The organism is Oceanisphaera sp. IT1-181 (assembly GCF_033807535.1).
Classification (GTDB): domain Bacteria; phylum Pseudomonadota; class Gammaproteobacteria; order Enterobacterales; family Aeromonadaceae; genus Oceanimonas.
Genome location: NZ_CP136856.1, coordinates 1986120 through 2008199, shown reverse-complemented (window position 1 = coordinate 2008199; position 22080 = coordinate 1986120). Strand labels below are relative to the sequence as shown.

Annotated in this window: 16 protein-coding genes; 10 read left to right on the top strand and 6 right to left on the bottom strand. The window is 50.0% G+C overall.

Annotation, left to right across the window (positions count from 1 at the left end):
• Nucleotides 1-128: 128 nt before the first annotated feature.
• The gene (gene rarD / locus R0134_RS08950) at nucleotides 129-1046 is read left to right on the top strand and encodes an EamA family transporter RarD (protein WP_319781539.1); all 918 of its coding nucleotides are present in this window, start codon (nucleotides 129-131) and stop codon (nucleotides 1044-1046) included.
• A gap of 510 nt (nucleotides 1047-1556) precedes the next feature.
• Here rarD and R0134_RS08945 read toward each other — a convergent pair.
• The 3 genes from R0134_RS08945 to R0134_RS08935 form a co-directional block, all read right to left on the bottom strand.
• Entirely contained in the window at nucleotides 1557-2438 is an 882-nt protein-coding gene (locus R0134_RS08945; protein WP_319781538.1) for a DMT family transporter, read from the bottom strand.
• 134 nt (nucleotides 2439-2572) lie between these two features.
• A complete protein-coding gene (locus R0134_RS08940) occupies nucleotides 2573-3565 on the bottom strand; it encodes a rhodanese-related sulfurtransferase (RefSeq protein WP_413641457.1) in 993 nt (330 codons plus the stop codon).
• A 352-nt stretch (nucleotides 3566-3917) separates the two neighbouring features.
• Complete coding sequence (locus R0134_RS08935) at nucleotides 3918-5345, bottom strand: L-cystine transporter (protein ID WP_319781537.1); 1428 nt, start codon at nucleotides 5343-5345, stop codon at nucleotides 3918-3920.
• A gap of 919 nt (nucleotides 5346-6264) precedes the next feature.
• On the opposite strand from R0134_RS08935, the gene R0134_RS08930 reads away from it, so the two are divergent.
• The 7 genes from R0134_RS08930 to R0134_RS08900 all read left to right on the top strand — a co-directional run bounded on the left by R0134_RS08930 (nucleotide 6265) and on the right by R0134_RS08900 (nucleotide 12383).
• Nucleotides 6265-7185: a LysR family transcriptional regulator gene (locus tag R0134_RS08930; protein ID WP_319781536.1), complete on the top strand. Its 921-nt coding sequence runs from the start codon at nucleotides 6265-6267 to the stop codon at nucleotides 7183-7185.
• Between the two features lie 157 nt (nucleotides 7186-7342).
• Nucleotides 7343-8005, top strand: a complete 663-nt coding sequence (locus R0134_RS08925) for a DUF2796 domain-containing protein (RefSeq protein WP_319781535.1) — start codon at nucleotides 7343-7345, stop codon at nucleotides 8003-8005.
• Nucleotides 8006-8011: 6 nt separating this feature from the next.
• Complete coding sequence (locus R0134_RS08920; RefSeq protein WP_319781533.1) at nucleotides 8012-8743, top strand: ABC transporter ATP-binding protein; 732 nt, start codon at nucleotides 8012-8014, stop codon at nucleotides 8741-8743.
• The gene (locus tag R0134_RS08915) at nucleotides 8737-9984 is read left to right on the top strand and encodes an ABC transporter permease (RefSeq protein WP_319781532.1); all 1248 of its coding nucleotides are present in this window, start codon (nucleotides 8737-8739) and stop codon (nucleotides 9982-9984) included. Before R0134_RS08920 ends, R0134_RS08915 begins: the two co-directional genes overlap by 7 nt.
• Nucleotides 9984-10490 carry a DUF3299 domain-containing protein gene (locus R0134_RS08910; protein ID WP_319781531.1) on the top strand — a complete coding sequence of 169 codons (507 nt, stop codon included), beginning with the start codon at nucleotides 9984-9986 and terminating at the stop codon, nucleotides 10488-10490. The genes R0134_RS08915 and R0134_RS08910 overlap by 1 nt, the downstream gene beginning before the upstream one ends.
• A 504-nt stretch (nucleotides 10491-10994) precedes the next feature.
• Entirely contained in the window at nucleotides 10995-11924 is a 930-nt protein-coding gene (locus R0134_RS08905; RefSeq protein ID WP_319781530.1) for a tRNA-dihydrouridine synthase, read from the top strand.
• 90 nt (nucleotides 11925-12014) lie between these two features.
• The gene (locus R0134_RS08900; RefSeq protein ID WP_319781529.1) at nucleotides 12015-12383 is read left to right on the top strand and encodes a transcriptional regulator, TraR/DksA family protein; all 369 of its coding nucleotides are present in this window, start codon (nucleotides 12015-12017) and stop codon (nucleotides 12381-12383) included.
• A gap of 156 nt (nucleotides 12384-12539) precedes the next feature.
• Here R0134_RS08900 and R0134_RS08895 read toward each other — a convergent pair whose 3' ends face one another.
• Entirely contained in the window at nucleotides 12540-13613 is a 1074-nt protein-coding gene (locus R0134_RS08895) for a porin (RefSeq protein ID WP_319781528.1), read from the bottom strand.
• Nucleotides 13614-14088: 475 nt separating this feature from the next.
• Between R0134_RS08895 and dinG the strand changes: the two genes are divergently transcribed.
• Nucleotides 14089-16245 (top strand): ATP-dependent DNA helicase DinG, encoded by a 2157-nt coding sequence (gene dinG, locus R0134_RS08890; protein ID WP_319781527.1) that lies wholly within the window; start codon nucleotides 14089-14091, stop codon nucleotides 16243-16245.
• 374 nt (nucleotides 16246-16619) lie between these two features.
• Nucleotides 16620-17819: an MFS transporter gene (locus tag R0134_RS08885; RefSeq protein WP_319781526.1), complete on the top strand. Its 1200-nt coding sequence runs from the start codon at nucleotides 16620-16622 to the stop codon at nucleotides 17817-17819.
• A gap of 977 nt (nucleotides 17820-18796) precedes the next feature.
• Here R0134_RS08885 and R0134_RS08880 read toward each other — a convergent pair.
• Together R0134_RS08880 and cysQ are read right to left on the bottom strand one after the other, a co-directional pair.
• Nucleotides 18797-20917 (bottom strand): capsular polysaccharide biosynthesis protein, encoded by a 2121-nt coding sequence (locus R0134_RS08880; protein ID WP_319781525.1) that lies wholly within the window; start codon nucleotides 20915-20917, stop codon nucleotides 18797-18799.
• A 272-nt stretch (nucleotides 20918-21189) separates the two neighbouring features.
• Nucleotides 21190-22002, bottom strand: coding sequence for a 3'(2'),5'-bisphosphate nucleotidase CysQ (gene cysQ / locus R0134_RS08875; protein ID WP_413641371.1), 813 nt, complete (start codon nucleotides 22000-22002; stop codon nucleotides 21190-21192).
• Nucleotides 22003-22080: the final 78 nt, after the last annotated feature.

The following is a 22080-nucleotide window of genomic DNA, read 5'->3' as shown; positions in this document are numbered from 1 at the left end:
CGATTGAACGGTGGCTACTGGCTGATTTTATTTACGGCATCAGCCTAATATCTTCATGGAAGCTGTTAAACTGTCAGCAAAATACGTGTGTTACGCGCACTAATTACACACATTAAGAGGAGAGGGCCATGACCCGAGGTATTGGGCTGTCGGTATTTGCATCTGTGTTGTTTGCATTTTTGTATTATTACGCCAGTTTGCTGCACCCGCTGTCAGGGGAAGTGGTGTTTGGTTGGCGCATGCTGCTGACCATGCCGTGTGTCGGCTTATTTCTGCTTTACAGCCGCGATTGGCACTTGGTGACTACGTTATTTGCTGAGGCGAAACGCCGGCCTTTATTGTGGATCGGCTTGCCCGTATCCGCGGCACTGATGAGCGTACAATTGTGGATCTTTATGTGGGCGCCTATTAATGGGCGCGGGCTGCCTGTATCGCTTGGCTACTTTATGATGCCCTTGGTATTAGTGGTGATTGGCCGCTTTGTCTATCAAGAAAGACCGAGTCGTTTGCAATGGACGGCAGTGGGGCTTGCCGCCATTGGCGTGGCGAATGAAGTCTGGCAGGCGGGCGGTATTTCTTGGGAAACCTTAGTGGTGGCGCTGGGTTATCCGATGTATTTTGTCTGGCGCCGCTATATAGGCACCGACAACCTAGGCGGACTCTGGTGTGATATGTTGTTGATGCTGCCCGTGGCGGCCTGGTTTGTGTTATCCGTTGATCAACCGTTTTCTGCCTTCGACGTGCGTCCTTTATTGTGGCCGCTAGTGGTGGGCTTAGGCATCGTTAGCGCCTTAGCCTTGGTCTGCTACATAGTCTCCAGCCGGCTATTGCCTTTTAGCTTGTTTGGCCTGCTCGGCTACGTCGAGCCTATTTTACTGGTGGTGGTGTCGTTAATCTTGGGCGAGAGCATTCAAGACGCGGAATGGCCGACCTATATTGCCATTTGGTTAGCGGTGGGTTTATTAGTGCTAGAAGGCGTAAAGCGCCTACTGACCTTTAGGCGGTACCCCTTCGATGCGAGCCCTTCGGGCAACACAGAGCCATAAGTTAACAAAAACTAGGGAATTTATTAGCCACGGAATACACGGAAAATGAACATCAATCAATCAAAAGTAATCTTTAAATTGTACCTGATTACGTATGAACATCAGCCATAATGCACCCTGTTTCGGTTTGTTCTTTGTAGCTGCCCCGTCTCTTTAATAAAGAGGACTTCGGCAGGCCAGCTCTGCTGGCTGTTACTGAGATTTAGATTTAAACCAAAACACGAAACCGGGCCGAAGTCCTCTTCGCCGAAGAGACGGGCCCCCCCTACAAGGTAATAATACCAAACTGAGCCTCATATTCTTTACCGATGAGGCGGCGTCTATCTGTAACCTATTGAATTAATTGGTGCTTAATTCTCTGAAACATGGCTGAGCTTTGTGGGTAATCAGGAAATTGTAAGACCACGAACCTTTTGTATTGTTGTGCTTGTCCGTACTTTTCCGTGTATTCCGTGTCTAAATAGGTTTAGCTTTTAAGGTCAATGTCGTTATCCTTCACGATTCACCGTATTAAGCCCACATCACGCAAATGGCCGCGATAACAATTATGGCTAATCCCCAGTGGTCTTGGCGGGCCAGCTTAGTCTTAAAGTAATAGCTGGAAATCAGCAACGTAAATAACACTTCCACTTGGCCGAGGGTTTTTACTAAGGCCACGCTTTCTAGGCTCATGGCGCTAAACCAGCCAATGGAGCCTAAGCAACTGCAGATACTGATCAGCGCCGTTAATTTAGGTCGCTTCGCCAAGCCGATTAAGCTTGGCGGATCGCGCAGCCCCAGCCAGCCCACTAACAGCAGGGTTTGCAGACCGATCACCAATAACAACACCCAAGCGGCGGAAAAAGGAAACGACAGCTCAAGTAATAAACTGGCTTCGCGCACCCACAGTGAAGTCAGGGCGAAACTTAAGCCGCTGACCACGCCCACTATTAAGGTCTTAGGCGAAATCACCCCCGCAATGCGGCGCAGCCCACTTAATAACCCTACCGCGATACCGCCGAGCAATACGCCCAGCCAGCCTAGTGGCGTAAGTAGGGTGCCAAAAAAGGCCACTCCTAATATAGCCGCCCAAATGGCTTCACTCTTTGCCAGCCCCACACCCACCGCATAATTGCGCAACTGAAATAGCCGCACCATTAAGGCGGTGGCGATAATTTGGCACAGCGCTGCCCCCACAATGTAGACGAAGAACAGTGCAGAAAACTGTGGCAGCGGCTCATCAGGTTGCCAAAGATAGAGCAGCCATACATACAGGCCCGCGATGGGGCCCGCCAATATAAAGCGGGCCAAGGTGACGCTGGTGGCGCCTAAGTCTTGGCTAAGCTGCTTTTGAAAGGCATTACGCCACGCCTGCATTAAGGCGGCAAACAGAGTAAAAGGGATCCAGAGCATTGAATTACCGTAAAGAGTGAGGTGTAAAGGGTGAAGAGAACATATAAGCAGCTGCGAATGAGGAGTGAGACGAGCAACACCGAACTTTCACGTTCGCAGTGACGCCTCACTCCTTACTATTCACCCCTCACGTATTAAGAAGCTTTGTTTTTACTCTGTTGTTGTTTTTTGCGGGCTAGCTTTTCGGCACGGCGTTGTTCTGCATTGGCTACCGCATCGCTGCCGATATGGGCTTCGCCGCGAGCTTGGGCCAATTGCAGCTGGCGCTCACGCTCGGCGTAGCGCTGTTGTTGCTCAGGGGTGTGAGTATCATGGCAATGCTGACAGCTGATGCCTGCTTGAAAATGAGCGTGGGTTAGCTCTTCTGGTGACAGCGGCATACGACAGGCCGAGCACAATTCATATTGGCCGGGCTGTAATTGATGATCCACGGTCACGCGATTATCGAATACAAAGCATTCGCCTTCCCACATAGACTCTGCCGCTGGCACTTCTTCTAAGTATTTTAAAATACCGCCGTGCAGGTGATAGACCTCGTCAAAGCCTTGCTCTTTAAGATAAGCGGTGCTTTTTTCACAGCGAATGCCGCCGGTGCAAAACATCGCCACTTTCTTGTGCTTATTGGCATCGAGGTTATTTTTTACGTATTCAGGAAACTCGCGAAAACTCTCGGTATTTGGATTTAGCGCGCCTTTAAAGGTGCCGATGTCTACTTCGTAATCGTTACGAGTATCCACCAAAATCACATCTGGATCTGAGATCAGTGCGTTCCAATCTTTGGGTGCCACATAGGTGCCCACTACGCGCAGCGGATCTATGCCCTCTACGCCCATGGTGACGATTTCTTGCTTGAGTTTTACCTTAGTGCGGTAAAAAGGCTGTTCGGCGCTGATGGATTCTTTGTAATCGATGCCGCTAAAGCGCGCATCCTGTTCAAACCAAGTTTTAAGCTCTGCGATAGCGAAGCGTGAGCCTGCTACTGTGCCGTTAATGCCTTCACTGGCCAGTAATAAGGTGCCGCGGATCTGCTGGCTTTCTAGCATAGCCTGCAACGGTTCACGCAACGCTTCATGGTTCTCTAGCGTTACAAATTTATAGAGGGCACAGACCACAAACTCAGGCATCACTTCGTTCGGCTTAACTTCATGTGACATAGCATTTTCTGACATAGCTTTCTGCGACATAGTTTCTTGTGACATAAACATCTCCAGCGCAGCTAATGCATAGCAGCGCTTTACTCATAAGTTGCAGCGCCTTACTAATGAATAGCGCGCCGTATTAATAAAATTGATCGCCATGAATATGAGTTCACAGACATGGCGTGATGGGGCGCATGATAACAAATTTTGCGGGGGCGCTGCAGCAAAAGCGAAAACGCCTAGCGCAGAGGCTAGGCGTTTTTAGTCAGTCTTATCGGTATCAGGTATCGGTATCGGTATCGGTATCGGTATCGGCATTGAGCCGTGGACCGTTTACGGCTTACAGGGAATTGGTGGCCTGATTGTTGTTTTTCAAGCCCGTTTCATGTTTAAGGCTCTGGTCCTGCAGCTCTTCATCTCTAAGAAAGGTCGCATTATCGGTTTGGCCGAGCAACTTGCTGGTGATGGTGCCTGCGGTCATGGCGCCATTCACGTTTAAGGCGGTGCGCGCCATATCAATTAACGGCTCAATGGAGATCAGCAAGGCGGCCAAGGCCACCGGCATACCCATAATCGGTAATACGATAAGCGCGGCAAAAGTAGCACCACCACCCACACCCGCCACACCAAAAGAGGCGAGGGTGATCACACCCACCAGCGTGGCTAACCACAAGGGATCCAGCACATCAATGCCCATGGTGGGCGCTATCATTACCGCCAGCATGGCCGGATAAATACCGGCACAACCGTTTTGGCCAATGGTGGCACCAAAGGAGGCAGAGAAGTTGGCAATGCTTTCCGGTACGCCCAGTTTTTGAGTCTGTGCCTGTACGTTCAGCGGTATGGTGGCGGCACTGGAACGGCTGGTAAAGGCAAACGCCAGTACCGGCCACACCTTAGTGAAAAAGCGTTTTGCATTCACACCAACAAAGGTCAGCAGCAGGCCGTGAATGACAAACATAATGGCAATCGCCACATAAGAGGCCAGCAAGAAGCCGCCTAAGCTCAGTACATCTTGCAGATTAGAGCCGGCAATCACCTTGGTCATCAGCGCCATTACGCCGTAAGGAGTGAGCTTCATTACCAAGCGCACCAGGCGCATCACTAAGGCTTGCAGTGCTTCTATGCCGCCAATGACTCGGCGGCCCAGCTCTGGCTCGTCTTTTAGCAGCGTCAATGTGGCCAAGCCTAAAAACACCGCAAAAATCACTACACCAATCACGGCGGTAGGGCTGGCGCCCGTCATATCGGCAAAGGGATTTTGGGGAATAAAAGACACCACTAACTGCGGCACCGATAAATTGGCCACATTGGCAACTTGGGATTCTAATAGCTCGGCGCGAGCTAACTCGCGGGCGCCTTGCACCAAGTCGGCAGCATTGAGACCAAAACTGTGGGTGACAAATACGCCGACTAGCGCAGAAATGGCGGTGGTGCCGAGCAAGATGCCCAATGACAGCGCGCTGATTTTGCCCAGAGAGGTCGCATTGTGTAGCCGCGACACCGCGCCTAAAATAGAGATCAGCACCAGTGGGATCACTATCATCTGCAACAAGCGTACATAGCCGGTGCCCACCATGTTCACCCACTCTAGCGTGCGCGCTATGGTGTTGGCGTCATACAGATTTTGCATAATAAAGCCGGCGGCCACCCCAAACAGCAAACCGGTTAACACTTGACGAGATAATGACTGGCCGCGGCCGGCCAAACGGCCTAAAAGCACCATCAATAAAACAAACACCGCTAAATTTAATAGCACCAGTAGCATGGTGACTCCGTGAACAGTAATTTATATAGATTAAGTGCCATGTTAGCAGCAGATTCGTCTGGGCTATAATCGATTTGGTTATGACCACTGACAATTTGTGTATAAGAGCAAACATAAGGGTACCTGATTACCCACAAAGCTCAGCCATGTTTCAGAGAACTCGGTACCAATTAATTCAATAGGTTACAGGGAGATACCCGTCTCCTCCCTTGTAGGTGCCCGTCTCTTCGGCGAAGAGGACTTCGGCACGGTTTTGGTTTATTCCTAAACCTCACAAACAGCCAGCGGTGCTGGCCAGCCGAAGTCCTCTTTATTAAAGAGACGGGCTGCTACAAGTGCCAAACCCTTGGCCTTGGAGCCATCCGAGCAGTGAGAAAAGAACAAACCGAAACAGCGCGCATAATGGCTGAGGTTTATAAGTAATCAGCTAGGATAAGTTTTAAGCCGTAAACGGTAAGAAAAAACCACCAGCAAGATCAAAGCAGCATCTTCGGCCAAGGCTAGTTGTGGCTTGTAAAGTTAAGGCCAGAAACGAAAACGCCCCATCACTCAGGACGGGGCCTCTTTCTTTCATCGCAGTTAAGTAGCAGTAGTTAATACCAATCTGGGAAACTAACTGAACAGATTTGTATGTCTTCTGTAGGGTCGATTTCAATCGACCAAAAACCATAGCACGGCCTAAAGAGGTCGAATGCTTCCTACCTAAGTAAGGCGCCCCTACAAAAGGCCAGAGCCAAACCCTAACCTTGGTCCATTGCGAGGAGCGTAGTGACGCGGCAAGCCATAGTGGGTTCTGTGCTTCTCGTAATAAAGAGCGTGACAAATTAGGTTTGGGATTTAGATTTGGTTTAGGGTTATTTCGTCCGCTTTACCCTTCGCCTTTACCCTTTGCCTTTACAAGGCCTTATAAGGATGAAATATGCTTGATGTGAAATGGCTGCGCCAGTTTGCCGCCGTGGCGCGCGAAGGCAATATTACCCGTGCCGCTCAGCACTTACGCTTGGCACAGCCGGCGGTGAGCATGACCCTAAAAAAGCTGGAGCAACAATTGGGTGTGGCTTTATTTAATCGCCAGCAAGGCCGCTTGCATCTCACCACCGAGGGCGAGCGCTTGTACCTGCACGCGCAACGTATTCTTAATGCCCTCACTCTGGCCGAGCAAGATATGGCGGCGCTGCAAAACCTAGATAGTGGTGAAGTCTGCATTGGCATCCCCAGCATGCTGGGCTCATTTTATTTTCCGCCGCTATTAATGGCGTTTAAGCATCAATACCCGGGGCTGTCGATCAAGGTCATCGAAGCGGGCACCCAAGATGTGCTGGCGCAACTCTGCCAAGGCCAACTGAGCTTAGGCATAGTGCTTACCGCCTCTTTACCCGCCGAGCTTAGCGGTTTACCGCTACTACGCGAAGAAATGGTGGCGGTGGTGAATGCCGAGCATCCGGCGCGCATGCTGCCTGCGATAAGCATGGCGGACTTTTTAGCTGAAGAATTGGCGTTATTTCGCCACGGCGTTTTTCACCGCGAATACTTAGAAGCCATGGCAAAAAAGAGTGGCATCAAGCTGCACATTGGTTTTGAGAGTAATTTAATACCGCTGCTAAAAGCTGTGGTGCGCCAAGGTTTCGCCATTACCACTTTTTTACGCATGGTCATTAAAGACGATGACGACTTGTTCGCCGTGCCTTTTGTAGAGCCTTACTTTCTGGATTTATGTTTAGCCTGGCCCAATCATCGTCCGCTTTCCCGCGCGGAGCAGGCTTTTGTGGAGTTTATGCAACAGCAAAGCATGTTAGCGAGTGCTAAAGCATTCCCTAGACAAACTGACTCGTTAGCCTGAGCAATTAAACATTGGATTTTATGGCAACTGCGGCTAGGGCACAGTTACCGCTTTGCCTGAACACTTTATAAAGTGCTTTACAGGGCACTTTACAGTAGATGCAGTAATCGTTATAACATAACACTAATTTCGACCTAAGCTACAAATGGAGTCTGTTATGAAGGTTAACTATTATCTGCTCGCCCTGCCATTATTGCCACTCACGGCCCTCGCTCAAGCGCTACCGGATGTTCTGCAACCGAGTGCTCATCAGCCGAGTGTTCAGCAACTGGGTGTTCACCAGCATGGCTTTGGTAGTTTGAGTTTGGCCTTGAACCAACAACAGCTGGTGCTGGAGCTACTCGCGCCCGCCGCCGATATTGTCGGTTTTGAGCACGCGCCACAAAATATCGAACAAGAGCAACAACAAGCAGCGGCATTTAAACGCGTGCAAGATGCGAATTTATTATTCACCCTGCCCAAGAAGGCTGAATGCACATTGATTGAGAGCAAACTGTTGGCCCAAGATGAAGAAGGGTTTGATGAAGATGAGCATGCCAGTGATCATACACATGCCAAAGATGATAGCCATCAAGATACCGCGCACGCTCAGCATCAGGATGACGGCCATGAACATGAACATGAACATGACGATCAAGGACACAACGATGTGTTAGTGCAATATCACTATCAGTGTCAGCAACCGCAAGCGTTAACTAGCCTAGATACTCAGTTATTTGAGCTGTTTGCTAGCTTGAATAAGATTGAGCTGCAAGGCATCATCGCTCACAGCCAAGTAGCGGCCACCTTAAGTCCAGCACAACCCCGTGCGGCTTGGTAACCCAAGATGAACGCACTTATTAGCATTAATAATCTTGAGTTTGCTTGGCCCAGTCAGGCGCCTTTACTCCAAATCCCACATTTTGAGCTGGCAAAAGGTGAGTCGGTATTTATCAAAGGGCCCAGTGGCAGCGGCAAAAGTACGCTGCTGGGCTTGTTGGCCGGTATTCAAGTGGCCAATCAAGGGCAATTACAGTTTTTGGACCGCGACTTATCGCGGCTTTCTGCTCGGGCTCGGGATCAAGTGCGAGCCGATCACTTAGGGTATATTTTTCAGCAGTTTAATTTACTGCCCTTCTTATCTGTGATTGAAAATGTGTGCTCGGCGCTGATCTTTTCCCGCCATAAACGCGCTCGACTCAATCAAGCTCCCACCGCCGAGGCTGCACGCTTGTTGCATGAGCTACAGCTGGCGCCTGAGCTGTGGCAGCAGCCGGTGCATAAGCTCAGCATCGGCCAACAGCAAAGGGTCGCGGCGGCCCGCGCCTTAATGGGCAGCCCAGAGTTAGTGATTGCCGACGAACCTACCTCCGCCTTGGATGCAGACAGCCGCAGTGCTTTTATGAATCTGTTATTTAAAGAATGCCGACGCCAAGGCAGTAGCTTAATTTTTGTTAGTCACGACCCAACGCTGGAACCGCTGTTTGAGCGGGTGCTGTCTCTGTCCGATCTAAATAAGGCTGCTCTAAATAAAGCTGATTTCAATAAATCTGCACTTAATGAGGCCCCATCATGTTAATTCTCGCGCTAAAAAGCTTGTGGGCGCGGCGCCTCACCGCCGGCTTAACACTCATGGCCATCGCCATTAGTGTGCTGCTGCTATTGGGTGTAGAAAAAGTGCGGGTGGAGCTAAAAGATAGCTTTTCCCGTACCTTATCGGGCTCCGATTTAATTGTGGGTGCGCGCACCGGTCAAATAAATCTACTGTTGTATTCGGTATTTCGCCTCGGCAATCCCACCAATAACATCAGTTGGGATAGCTATCAGCGTATAAAAAAACATAAAGATATTGCCTGGACCATACCTATCGCCTTAGGGGACTCTCACCAAGGTTTTCGGGTGCTTGGCACTCACCAAGACTACTTTAAACACTACGCTTATGGCCGCCAGCAAGCATTGCAACTGGCCCAAGGGCGTGTCTTTAACAACACCTTTGAGGCCGTGATTGGTGCAGACGTGGCACGCACCTTGGGTTATCAGCTTAATGACTCGCTGATTATTGCCCACGGTGCCGGCAACACTTCCTTTAGTTTGCATGACGACTTGCCCTTTACCTTAGTCGGTATCTTAGCGCCCACGGGCACGCCTGTGGATAAAACCGTGCATATACGCTTAGATGGGCTAGAGGCCATTCATCTGGGCTGGGAAACGGGCCGTAAAACGCTTAATCTGTCTGTAGAGCAGGCAATAGAGCAAGACTTAACGCCTAAGTCCATTACCGCCTTTTTAGTGGGCATGCACAATAAGGTGCAGGTGTTTGGCTTGCAGCGGGCCATTAATAATTATCGTGCCGAGCCCTTATCTGCCATCTTGCCTGCCGCGGCTTTGCACGAGTTATGGGGCTTGTTGAGCATCGCGGAAAAGGCCATTGCCTTTATTGCCCTGTTTGTGGTGGTCGCAGGCTTGCTTGGCATGTTAACCACCTTGCTCGCCGGCTTATCGGCGCGGCGCCGAGAGCTGGCTATTTTGCGTGCTCTGGGAGCAGGGCCGCGGCATTTGTTTAGCTTACTCATTATGGAAGCTTTATTATTGACGGCGCTGGGTATTAGCCTCGGACTCGCACTCTTGTATGGAGCACAGTTAAGCTTGGCTCCTTGGCTACAAGCGCAACACGGTTTACTGCTCACTCTTGGCTGGCCAAGTATCAGTGAGTGGCGTTTAATTGGCCTCACCTTACTGGCGGGTTCTGTGATGGGCATGCTGCCCGCGCTGCGCGCTTATTTTTATTCACTGCACGACGGCATGAGTATCGATCACTGATGAAAGCTTATTTAGCCATGGCGCTTACCGCGCTTATGATAACCAGCAATCCCATCTGGGCCAATGCGTCTAAAGAGACGGCTTACAAAGAATTAGAGTGGGATGATTTGATCCCCTTGAGTGAGCAGCTTAATCCGCCGCCTTTTCCCGAGGTAGACCATAACGATGAGTTTGCCATACCAAAGCAACCTATCGGTAAGGTAGTAGAAGGCTTAAATGGCACCCCAGTCCGCTTGCCTGGTTTTGTGGTGCCGCTTGAGGGCGATAGTCATGAGATCACCGCCTTTTTATTGGTGCCCTACTTTGGCGCCTGTATTCATGTGCCGGCGCCTCCTACCAACCAAATTGTCTATGTGGCCTACCCAGAGGGTGCCAAGGTTGACGATCTCTGGGATGCGGTGTGGGTAACCGGCACTTTACAAACTACGGCCGCCAGCCATGAAATGGGCGATGCGGCGTATTCACTCACCGCCACCAGCGTTACCCCTTATGAGCGACCTCATTAATTAGCTCATCGGGCTATAAAAAGGTGCGGTCTGGATATTGTTCTCGCGGTATTGGTGTTGGCTTTCTCAATAAGTTACGCCTGGGTTGTAATGCGAGAACAAGTGTTCGCCTACAAGCGCCCGCCACGTTTAAGGATCAGCAGGGTTAGTTTGCAGGGTGAGATCTCACACATTTTGCAAGGTTTAATTGTATGGTTTTCATACGAATATAGAAGCTAATGATCCTTCTTTAATCATGGGTTAGTATGCTGGTCGGGTGAATATCACCCAAAATATTATATTTGGTTGAAATATGAACAAAGTTAAATCCCGCCCTGGGTTAGTTTGGCTTTTGCCATTAAATTACTATTCAGTTCTGATCACTATTTTTCCGTGGATTCTGTGGCAAAAACAATCTTATGTTTTGAACTTATCGCTTAAAGCTGACGGCTGATAACTCCCCGAAGGGGCTAGGATTTCTGTTATAATCTCGCCCTCAACATTATTGATGTAACCAACGTGACTATGCGCTTGATATTGGCCCCTATGGAAGGGGTATTAGACCATTTGATGCGAGACTTACTGACTCGCATCAATCCCTTCGACTTATGTGTCACCGAGTTTATTCGCGTGGTGGATATGCGTTTGCCGCCGCGGGTGTTTCATCGGCTGTGCCCTGAGTTACATCAGGGCTGCACAACGCCGGTTGGCACTCCGGTACGTATTCAGTTGTTAGGCCAAGATGAAAACTGGCTGGCAGAAAATGCCGACCAAGCCTGCCTGTTAGGCGCCCAAGGCATTGATCTCAACTTTGGTTGCCCCGCCAAAACCGTGAACAAGAGTCGCGGCGGCGCTTCCCTTTTGGCCGACAGTGAACAGCTGTATCGCATTGCTAAGGCGGTGCGCGCCGCCGTGCCTGCCCATTTGCCAGTGAGTGCCAAAATTCGCTTAGGGCTGGAAGACAGAGACAGCTATTTAGAAAACAGCCAAGCGCTGGCCGCAGGTGGCATTACTGAGCTAACCGTGCATGCGCGCAGCAAAAAAGACGGTTATCGCCCGCCGGCCTATTGGCCCTTGGTGGCCAATATTCGCGCCGCGTTAACCATTCCGGTGATCATTAACGGTGAGATCTGGAATGCAGAACAATCCAAACTGGCGCAAGCGCAAAGCGAGTGCAGCGATGTAATGTTAGGCCGCGGTGCGCTGGCTTTGCCAAATTTGGCGGCCACTATTAAACAGGGCACGGCCCCCATGAGCTGGCCCGAGGTTGTGGCTTTGTTATTGGCCTATTCGGCACAAGAAATAGCCGGCGATAAAGGCGAATATTATCCGAACCGCATCAAGCAATGGTTAAGCTACTTAAAGCTGCAGTATGAGCCGGCCCATGCTTTGTTTGGCGAGATTCGCACCCTAAAACACACCGACGACATTCGTCGCCTTCTTGCTTCACTCTAGCCACGCTCTTGCCGCTCTTTGATTTACGTCATGCTGTAGCGCAGCAGGTCTGCGTACAATGATGCTCATTTCAGCGTTTAGGAAGCGATCATGAGCAGCGTACTAGAGTCTCAACTGGAAGAGCGGCTAGCGGCGGAAGCCTCTGACCGACGGCTGGCATTTTTGCAGGCGGTGCACGCCTTAGATATCGATTTAGCTGACCAACTCAAAGATTTATCGCCGGATGAATGGGCCGATTACTCTGCCTTAAGCGTGTGGCCGCAGCTACAGCCGCACATTAAACAGCTGCAACAAGTCGACGCGGCATTGTGTCAGCAGCAATTGGGGTTGTACGGTTTATGCAGCGATTGTGAAGTTGAACTTAGCCGAGAGCAATTATACCAAGACCCCTGTCGCCAGCGCTGCAGCCAGTGCCACAGTAAGCACTTGAATAGCCAACAAGGCAGTTGGAAGTTATAACAATGGCGATTAGCTAAAGTTAAAGAAATTTTTGCCACGGAATACACGGAAGAACACGGAAATAGGGCAATAAAATATTTAATGTTTTCTTTTAGAAATACAAAAAGCCGGCTTGCGCCGGCTTTTTATGCTTCTTAATTTAGCTAGGGCTAAACCTTAGAAGTTGTACTGAATACCCATACCGTAGACGTCGTCTTTCTCGGTACCATTTTTGAATTCAGAATCAGAAATTACATATTCAGTATACAGCTTAGTCTTTGGAGTCAGCGCGTAGCGAACACCAACGGTAGTGCTGTCAATGCTATCCCATTTGACGCCATTATTATCGTCGGCTCTTTCATTTGAGTACTGGGCAAACATGGTCCAAGCATCAACATTGTATTGGGCGTGTAACTCATAGCCTTCTGTGTCCAGCTTGCTATTGTCATTTTCAAGCTTTTGCTCGGTGTACAATGCAGCGAAGTAGAAACCATCGATGGTGTAGTTCACGCCAACAATCCATGCATCAAAATCTTTATCTCCGTTAAGAGGAGAAGATCCGATGCTACTAACAGTACCAGTGCCAAATTTCTGTTGCTCGTAAGCAGCCACTACGCCCAGACCAAAAGGAGCAGTATAACCGGCAGAGGCAGACCACTGATTTTTCTTACCAGTATTACCATCCTGCTTGTCACTATCAGCGAAAGCATAACCGGCACGTAGGTCAACGCCATTAGCGGCGTAGGTCAACTGAACTTGGTCATCAACTTTATCGCTAGCCAGGCCAATAGCGCTACCGTACGCAGCAGTGCCGCCATAAATGTCCAGTATATCAGTGTAATACAGTGCTTGCGCGTACGGGTCCATACTGCGACCAAAGGTCAGCTCAGTGGTGTCGACAAAACGAAAACCTGCCCACGCGTAGCGTGTTGCCAGAGATTGATTGCCGTCCTTGCTAACACCATCAGACGTACGGTCAGCTTCGCTCACTACAGCCCATTCAAGCTTACCGATCAGGTCAACGTCGTCGTTCAGCAAATATTTCGCATTCACGCCTAAGCGTGCTTCGCCGTCACCGCCAAAATTTTCGGCTTTACTTGTATCAGCAGTTTGGTAATAGCGTTGACCGGCTTCGTATTGGATACGGCCGTAGATATCAACCTGAGAACCTTCATCAGAGTAAACTGTTACTGCGCTTGCAGAGGTTGCGAACAGCGCAGGAATCATCAGAGCTAAAATTGTTTTTTTCATGTTTTTATATGCCTACTGTAGTTAAACACTAAAGTCTTTATTTTTCTGTGTGTTAGCGACGCACTGCGTTACTATGTTCAGCAGCCTATCACCGCAATTTTCAGCTTGCAACAAATCTGAGTGAACTTTTTCTCACAAAAACACTCGCTTAATACCAAACTGTGAGCTGCAACACTCTTTCACCCTCCCAAAGTTGCCGCTGGCGTCACAGCTGTTCTGAACTATAATCAGCCTCTATTTCACTCATGTTAATTTGCTATGAAGCTTTCATTACCGCGAGTACTTACGATGGTGGCCTGTGTGTCAGCTCTGTAGGCTAGCGTTAATGCATAGCTTTTATTGATGTGTGTTAGCTACCAGCTTTATCTGATAAATAGCCGGTATTCGCTCTCCCATTTTCAGAATACGCCCGTGTTATACTCCCTGCCGTCGTTATTTACCCCCGCCTTGGCCATTTACCTTATAAGCTAATCTGATGCCTGATTCCCAAAAGCCCGATCTCAATAAGCCCACTACTAATAAGTCCACCGGTGATTATCAATCCCTAGTGCGCGATAATTACCGGCGCTTAAGCAAAGCCCTACCTAATTTTAAGCCGCGGCGTGAGCAAAATTACTTGGTCGCGGAGATGAGCAAGGTACTCTCGGGGCGCTATGATGCAGGGCGGCGTATTTTAGTGGCCGAGGCCGGGACCGGTATTGGTAAGTCGCTCGCGTATTTACAGGCGGGGATCCCGTGGGCACGGATGCAGCAAAAGAAGCTGGTGATCTCTACCGCTACCTTGGCGCTGCAAGAACAATTAATTGAAAAAGATTTGCCGCTGTTTCACCCGCATTGTAAACCCAGCTTTAAGTTTGCCTTAGCCAAAGGCCGTGCCCGCTATTGTTGTGCACGGCGTTTATCGGACTTGAGAGCGGGGGCGGCGCAAACGCAAATGTTTGATCCTGGCTCGTTTGAGCAAGTATTATCCGATAATCACTTATTAGCTCACCCGCCCTTAACCGAGAGCCAACAAAACCAATTAGCCAAGATGTGGCAGGCCTACAGTGATGGCAGCTGGGCGGGTGATAAAGACAGTTGGCCAACCCCGATAGAGACTGCCCTTTGGCAGCAAATACAGGCCGAGCGTCATAGCTGCCAGCCGATGTTGGGCCACCAAAGTTGCCCTTTTCATAAAGCGCGGGCTGAACTTGAACAAGCGGATGTAATAGTGGTGAACCATGCACTGCTATTGGCAGATTTGAGCATGGGCGGCGGCATAGTGCTACCCGAGCCTGAACAATGCCTCTATATACTGGATGAAGCCCATCATATTGCCAGCGTGGCACGGGATCAGGGCTCGGCACGGTTGGCGTTGCGCCAGCTTAGGCGATCGCTGGAGCAGTTTAATAAGTGGCACGGTAAGTTAAATGACTTGCTCGGCAGTGATGGCCAAGGCGCTATCGCTAAATTACAGCACGGCTTGGCTCAGCTGATCCCAAGTCTTAACGAGCTCTATCGCCAGTTAGTTTCGGCATTGCAAAGGCGTGACCTTACTCCCGATGATCAAGGCTGTTTGCGCTTTACTACCGGCGACTTGCCCTGCGGCTTAGACGAGCCTTTAACGCGCTTAAAAGAAGACAGTCAAATTTTTTGCCGCGCGCTGGGGCCTATTAGTAGTCAATTGGCCGAGCAATTAAAAATAAATCCCAGTCAAAGTGCGGCCATTGAAGCGGCACTGGCCATGATCAGCCTGCAACTACTCCAAGCCGAGCAATTGCGCGACGGCAGTGCCTTGCTACTTAAACCCACTCTTGAGAAGCAAACCCCGCCGGCTCGCTGGTTAGAGTTAGATGCGAAAGACAAGCAAGAAGTGGTGTTATGCGTCACGCCACTGGCGGTAGGTCACTTATTAGAGCAATGGTGTTGGTCGCGTGCGAGCGCCGTGATCATGGTGTCCGCCACGCTCACCGCGCTTAATGACTTTGGTTATTTTCGCCGCAGTGTAGGGTTGCGTGCAGACGATGGCAGCCATTATTTACGACTTAATTCGCCTTTTGATTATCAAGGCTCACGCCTGATTATTCCGCATCTAGCATGCGAGCCCAGCAGTGAGCAGTTTGATGCCTTACTCGCCGAGCAAATTCCACTGTGGCTAACGGACCAAAGCGCCAGTTTAGTGCTGTTTTCTTCTTATCGACAAATGAACCAAGCGGCTACAGCGCTGCGGGCTCAAGGCCACTCAATATTGGTACAAGGCGAAGCCAGTCGACAGGCGTTGTTGCATTTGCACAGAGAAAAATGTGATGGCAAGCAATCGAGCGTGCTGTTTGGCACCGGCAGCTTTGCTGAAGGGCTGGATTTGCCGGGTCATTATCTGACGAATTTGATTATTACTAAGCTGCCCTTTGCGGTGCCCACCTCACCGGTAGAAGAAGCCATGGCCGAGTGGATCACCCAATCTGGTGGCAATGCTTTTATGCAATTAGCGCTACCCGAAGCCTCACGCAAACTTATTCAAGCCTGTGGCCGTTTACTGCGCAGTGAAACCGACGAAGGGCGTATCGTCTTATTAGATAAGCGCTTAGTGAGCAAACGCTATGGCTCTGCCTTACTGCAAGCGCTACCACCCTTTACCATTTTAAAAGAGTGAATAGATAAGAGTGATGGGGTAAGTGTGAAGGGGAATAACATGTAGCTAAAAGACTGAGCTCGTAGATGCTCTGTTAAACGTCAAGCTTTGCGTTTGAGTTATACCGTTCTGCGCTCGGTTGTCATGCGCCCTTATTCCGTCTTTGCGAGCGCAGCGCGGCAATCCATTCTGCACGCCTGCACAGGGTCCAAGCATGGATTGCCGCGTCGTTACACTCCTCGCAATGACAGGAATGTGGTCGCTGCGCTCCTCGCTATGACGAGGGGGTGGTCTCAGCTCTACCATCAGTTTCTTTTATTATTTTTATATGTTTTATATATTTTATTTATACTCCAGTCCGCGCTAAGGTCAAGGCTCCGCACTAGGAGTTACCCATGATTGAGCTAAAAACCCCGCTATGGTGGCGGGCCACCTTGGTATTGGGCTTAGGCTCAATGTTGGTGTTTATAAATTTATACATCGCCCAACCCCTATTACCGCTGCTAGCCAGCGACTTTTCCGTATCTGCATTATCGGCGACTTGGGTGTTATCTATCTCCACGCTCGGCCTGGCGCTGGGTTTATTGTTTTGGGCCAGAGTGGCCGATCAATTAGGGCGCAAGCCCGTGATGCTGGGCTGTTTACTGGTGGCCTTAGTGTTGGGACTAGTCGTTTCTCAGCTAAGCCAGTTTTCGACTTTGTTGCTAGTCAGAGGGTTACAAGGCTTTTTCTTGGCGGGCTTGCCGGCGACGGCGGTGGCCTACATGAGCGAGGAATTTACGCCTAGAGCTTTGGTCACCAGCATTGGCGTTTATATTGCGGCTAACTCTTTGGGAGGCATAGCAGGAAGGGTGTTTGGCGGCTTATTGGCCGAGTGGGGCGGCCAGTGGCAAACCAGTTTTATGGTGTTAGCGGGTTTGAGCTTATTGTTGTGGCTGCCATTAGTAAAATGGTTGCCGGCTTCTCAATATTTTGTGCCGTCGCATAAAGGCCAGGGTACAACTGCACTAGTAAAGCACATTAAAAACCCGCTGCTGTGGCCCATTTATCTGGTGGGCGGGCTTAACTTTATGGTGTTTTTAAATCAATACACTTATGTGGCGTTTTACTTGTCTGCGCCGCCCATTCAGTTAGCCAGCGCCGCGTTAGGTTTATTATTTTTAACTTACCTGTCAGGCACCTTCGCCTCCAGCATTAGCGGCTGGTTGATTAATCGTTTTGGCCTATGCCAAACCTTATTAGCGGCGATTGCCATTATGGCGATAGGCAATCTAGGTCTACTTAGCCCGAAGTTACCGGTTATTTTGTTGACGCTGTTTGTCGACAGCTTTGCTTTCTTTTTGGCCCATGCCTGTGCCAGCAGTTGGGTAGGGCGCAGCGTAACGCAACACCGGGCCTTGGCATCAGCACTGTACTTGGTGTTTTATTATTTAGGAGCCAGCCTAGGTGGCTTGTATCTGTATCCATTTTGGGCCTGGGCAGGCTTGCCCGGTGTAATGCTCGGCAGTGTGTTGGTGTTACTGGTGACCGCGGGCTTAACGTGGCGACTGCTGCGCCAAACCGCACCCTTAGGTGAACTAAGCACAAGACACTAAGTAATGCTGCGGAACTAACGTGGATTTTGTCGTTACAGGCTCTTAAAAGATTCAAGACTCCTTCGCCACTGTCTTAGCGCTGGGTTTTGACCTTGTAGGTGCAAATTTATTCAGCACGGTTTGGCTTTAGGTTTGGTTCTAAAACTAACCAGCTACGCTGGCCCGGCGAATAAATTGCCGGCTACGGGGTATGGTATCTTTCGTAGGTGGCCGTCTCTTCGGCGAAGAGAGCTTCGCCGCAGTTTGGAGCTTGGCTATCCACATAAGTTATGCCGGATTACTTAAGTAATAACTCATAACATCAGTGGAGTTTTTAGTCTGCTTGCCCCTTCAAAACTACAGACCTTTGCCACGACTCTTTGCTACGAGAAGCACTGAATCCACGGAAAAATAGTGATCAAATCTGAACCTGATTACCCACAAAGCTCAGCCATGTTTCAGTGAACTCAGCACCAATGAATTCAATAGGTTACAGGGAGGTATGTCGAATATCCTGCTGGCCATACGTTCAAGACCCACAACCACGCCAAATTTCACAACGTTGCACCGTAGAGGCCGCTTTAGCTGGCCGGTGGCGCGGAGCGCCACCAAGATCTTCAAACCGCACGGCGTTGACAAAGGCACCTACAAAACACACCTCGTTTAACATTGATGTGGTTTGTAGATTCTTGTTTTACTGCGTAAAACCGGCCAGCTAAAGCGGCCTCTACCGCAAAGCAATAGCCTTGCTGCACCCTGCTTGTATTGATATCGCAGCAGGGTATGGATACGAGAAAAGAACAAACCAAAACAGGGTGCATTATGGCTGAGGTTCATACGTAATCAGGTATGGGTAAGATCTTATAATAAAATCGCTCTTTTACGGTTTCGGCTCTTGCTCTACTTCCGTGGATTCCGTGGCAGAAATAGCTCTTAGGTCTTGATGTTAGGGGGTAGTAAGTAGCTGATCGCTGACGGCGTAAAGCGTACGGCTGTTTTTACGTTGTCTTCAGCGCTTCCCATAAATACCGGGCTTTGCGCAGGCGCCGATGCGCCCAACGTAATAGGTTATTTTTCGGCTCTTTAAACTGCGTGCGTTCTTTGGCTAATTGGCCAGCCATGCGCAATGGTGTGCTGTATAAGCCAGTCGCGTAATCCACATACGTGGGGTACCAGGCATAAGTGGCATATACCAGTGCTGCTAATGGTAGCGGGCGGCCGCGGCGCTCTACCGGATGCTTATCTTGCGTTAGCCCCCAACCCGCATAAAACGGCTGTCCCCATACGGTGACCGCCTTGCCTCGAATTAGCGCCTCTAATCCAGTCAACGAGGTAAGGGTATGTACCGCGTCGCATTCATCTAGGCAGGTCACAATGCCCGCTTGAGTTTCGACTACATCAGCGCAGTGTTCAAGCACCTCAGGGTGCACTTGCCCGTTACGATTACCACTCACTACATCTGGGTGGGGTTTAAACACAATAAAAGCAGTAGGGTGATCGCGGCGCACCGCCTGCAACAGGGCGGCATTGCCCAGCACAAACGGGCTGCCTAGTTGAATAGAGGCATCGTCATCTACTTGGCCTGGCACCAGCAAAATAGTGCGCTCGCCTGCCTGTTGCCGCCAGTTTAGCTTGGCATTATTACCCACATTATATTTAGTCAGCGCTTGTGCTTTAAAGTGCTCAACTAGCTGTTCACCGAGCGATAATTCGAGGGCAGAAAACTCATGTTCGACAAGATACTGCTCAATAGCGCTCGGCGTGCGCGGGTCGTAATACATACCCGTATTATCCACCACCAAAGAGCCTGGCCGGCGTAAGTCTGAACCCAGCCCTACCGAACGTAAAAAACCGTCTTCCATACGCCATATCGGTAAGGCACAGTCAGCCAGTTCCGATTCAAAGCGACGACCCCAAATTAGCACCGCCTCTTGGCTATTTTGCGACGAGAACGAATGGGCGAATGAATTCGGGCGGGTAGGGTCCATTTCAATGGACCGCCCATGTGAACCCTGTTCCACAGAACGGGGTAGAGCATCCACGAATTTAACTTTATGGGCATAACGGCTTAAAAATCGGGGAGTAAAGCGCCGCCGCCACAGTGAAAACCCCACCGCATACAGGGTATCTACCACAGGCACCGGGCTGCGCTGCGCCAGAATCAAATCAAGCAAAGCTTCTAGCTCGCAGCGTTCACCGGTAATAGGATCCACATAACGGCAATAACGCAAATAAGCCGCAGCCAGCAATTGCGGTACCGTGCGAGGCTGGCCACGGCGTGAAATCGCAACTCTGTCGTCAGTAACGCCCCAGCCCGCATAAAAAGGCGCGCCAAAGCACACTACCGATTTACCCGCCAATAATGCCTCAAAGCCCAGCTGCGAGGTCACCGTATATACCTTGTCTACGGCAGCCATTAACGCAAAGGGGTTAACCGAGTCCGCCATTAGCCATACATCACTCTCTGTATCATTCTCGGCAAGCTCAGTTAAATAACCCTGCTTCTTACCCAGCAACACATCGGGATGAGTGCGCACAATAATTTGCGCGTTGGGGTTCTCACTTTTAGCTGCGGCCAACATATTGGCGAAGCTCTGCTCGTTACCCAGCCCTAATCGCACCGACTGATCGCCTTTAGTTTGATCAATTACTAATACCCGAGGGCGATCATGGTCTAAACGCTCGGCAATGGCTGTCGGCAACCTGTTATCGGCATAATGGTTATATTTGGTGATGCCCTCGCGTACCAGCACAGTTCGCAGCTGCTCGGTTCGCTGTTGCCAATCAGCACTCCACCAGCTGATGTCATCCAGCATCTGCTCAAGCTGGCTAGGGCGAGTGGCGTCGTAATACACACCTACTTCATCCACGATCAGCGATAAGCGGGTGGCACCACTGGCCGGATGACCGATATAGCCGACAAAACCATCTTCTAGCTGCCAAAAAGGCAGGTTGCGGCGTTCGGCCAGAACGCGGGCTTTTTGGGTGTTGGGCTTCATACCCCAACCAACTACCGCCGTCAGTGAGTCACTGGGTCTGTGGCTTAATTGGCTTGGAGACAAAAAATTATTCAAGACCTGACGCTGTCGCCAAATGCCCCAAGAATTGGTTAACAACATAAAATACCTGAAAGAAAGCTTTAAGCGAGAAAACATAGCCGTAAAAGCTATAAGTTAAAGATTAAGAGCAAAGATCTAAAACCCAAGACCTATTTTGCCACGGAATCCACGGAATCCACGGAATCCACGGAAGAAAAGCAAAAACCTTAAGATCTCATAATTGTAAGGTCTTACCCTATAATATTTTGTCTTAGTGTCTATTTTTCCGTGGATTCCGTGTTCTTCCGTGGCGAAAGGGCCTATCACCGATTTTGCTTGTGACCTGTTTTAACTTAAAGCTGATCGCTTAAGGCTGAAAGCTCCCCAAAGGGGTTGCTTTTACCTAACACTAAAAAGAAGGGGTTGAGTACTTCTTTGGTGTTGGCGTAGCTAAGCACATCGCCATTAAGCTGGATTACGCTGCCACCGGCTTGTTCTACCACACACTGCGCGGCACCTGTGTCCCACAATGAGGTAAGACCAAGACGAGGGTAAACATCGGCGGCGCCTTCTGCTACCAAGCACAGTTTAAGTGAACTGCCCATCGCCACTAATTCGTGCTCACCCAGCTTCTCTAACCAAGCCTGCATTGAGTCACTAGCGTGCGAACGGCTACCCACAACACGCCAAGGGGTGTCTGCTTGATGCTCAACCACGGTAATGGCTACCGGTGCTTGTTCACCTTCGGCTTTAAAAGCGCCAAGGCCCACGGCGGCGGTATAGCAGACATCTAGAGCTGGCGCATAAACGACACCTAACACCGGCTTGCCGTTTTCTATTAGCGCAATATTAACGGTAAATTCGCCATTGCGTTTAATAAACTCTTTAGTCCCATCCAACGGATCAACCAGCCAATATCGACCATGTGCATCGGCACCGGCAAAATCGACGGTATCTTCTTCCGACATAATGGGGGCTTGTAACGACAGTAATGCCAAATGATTCACAATTAAGTGATGAGCGGCCGCATCGGCCTCAGTTAACGGCGACTTGTCTTCTTTTTGCTCAACGCTAAACTCACGGCCATAAATTTCCATAATGGCATCACCCGCAGCGCGCGCAATAACATCAACCTGATCTAACAATTCTTTAGTAATCACAGTCATTAACCTTATTTTATAAGAGCTATCGCCCCTTCGGGGAGCTATCAGCTGTCAGCCGTCAGCCGTCAGCCGTCAGCGATC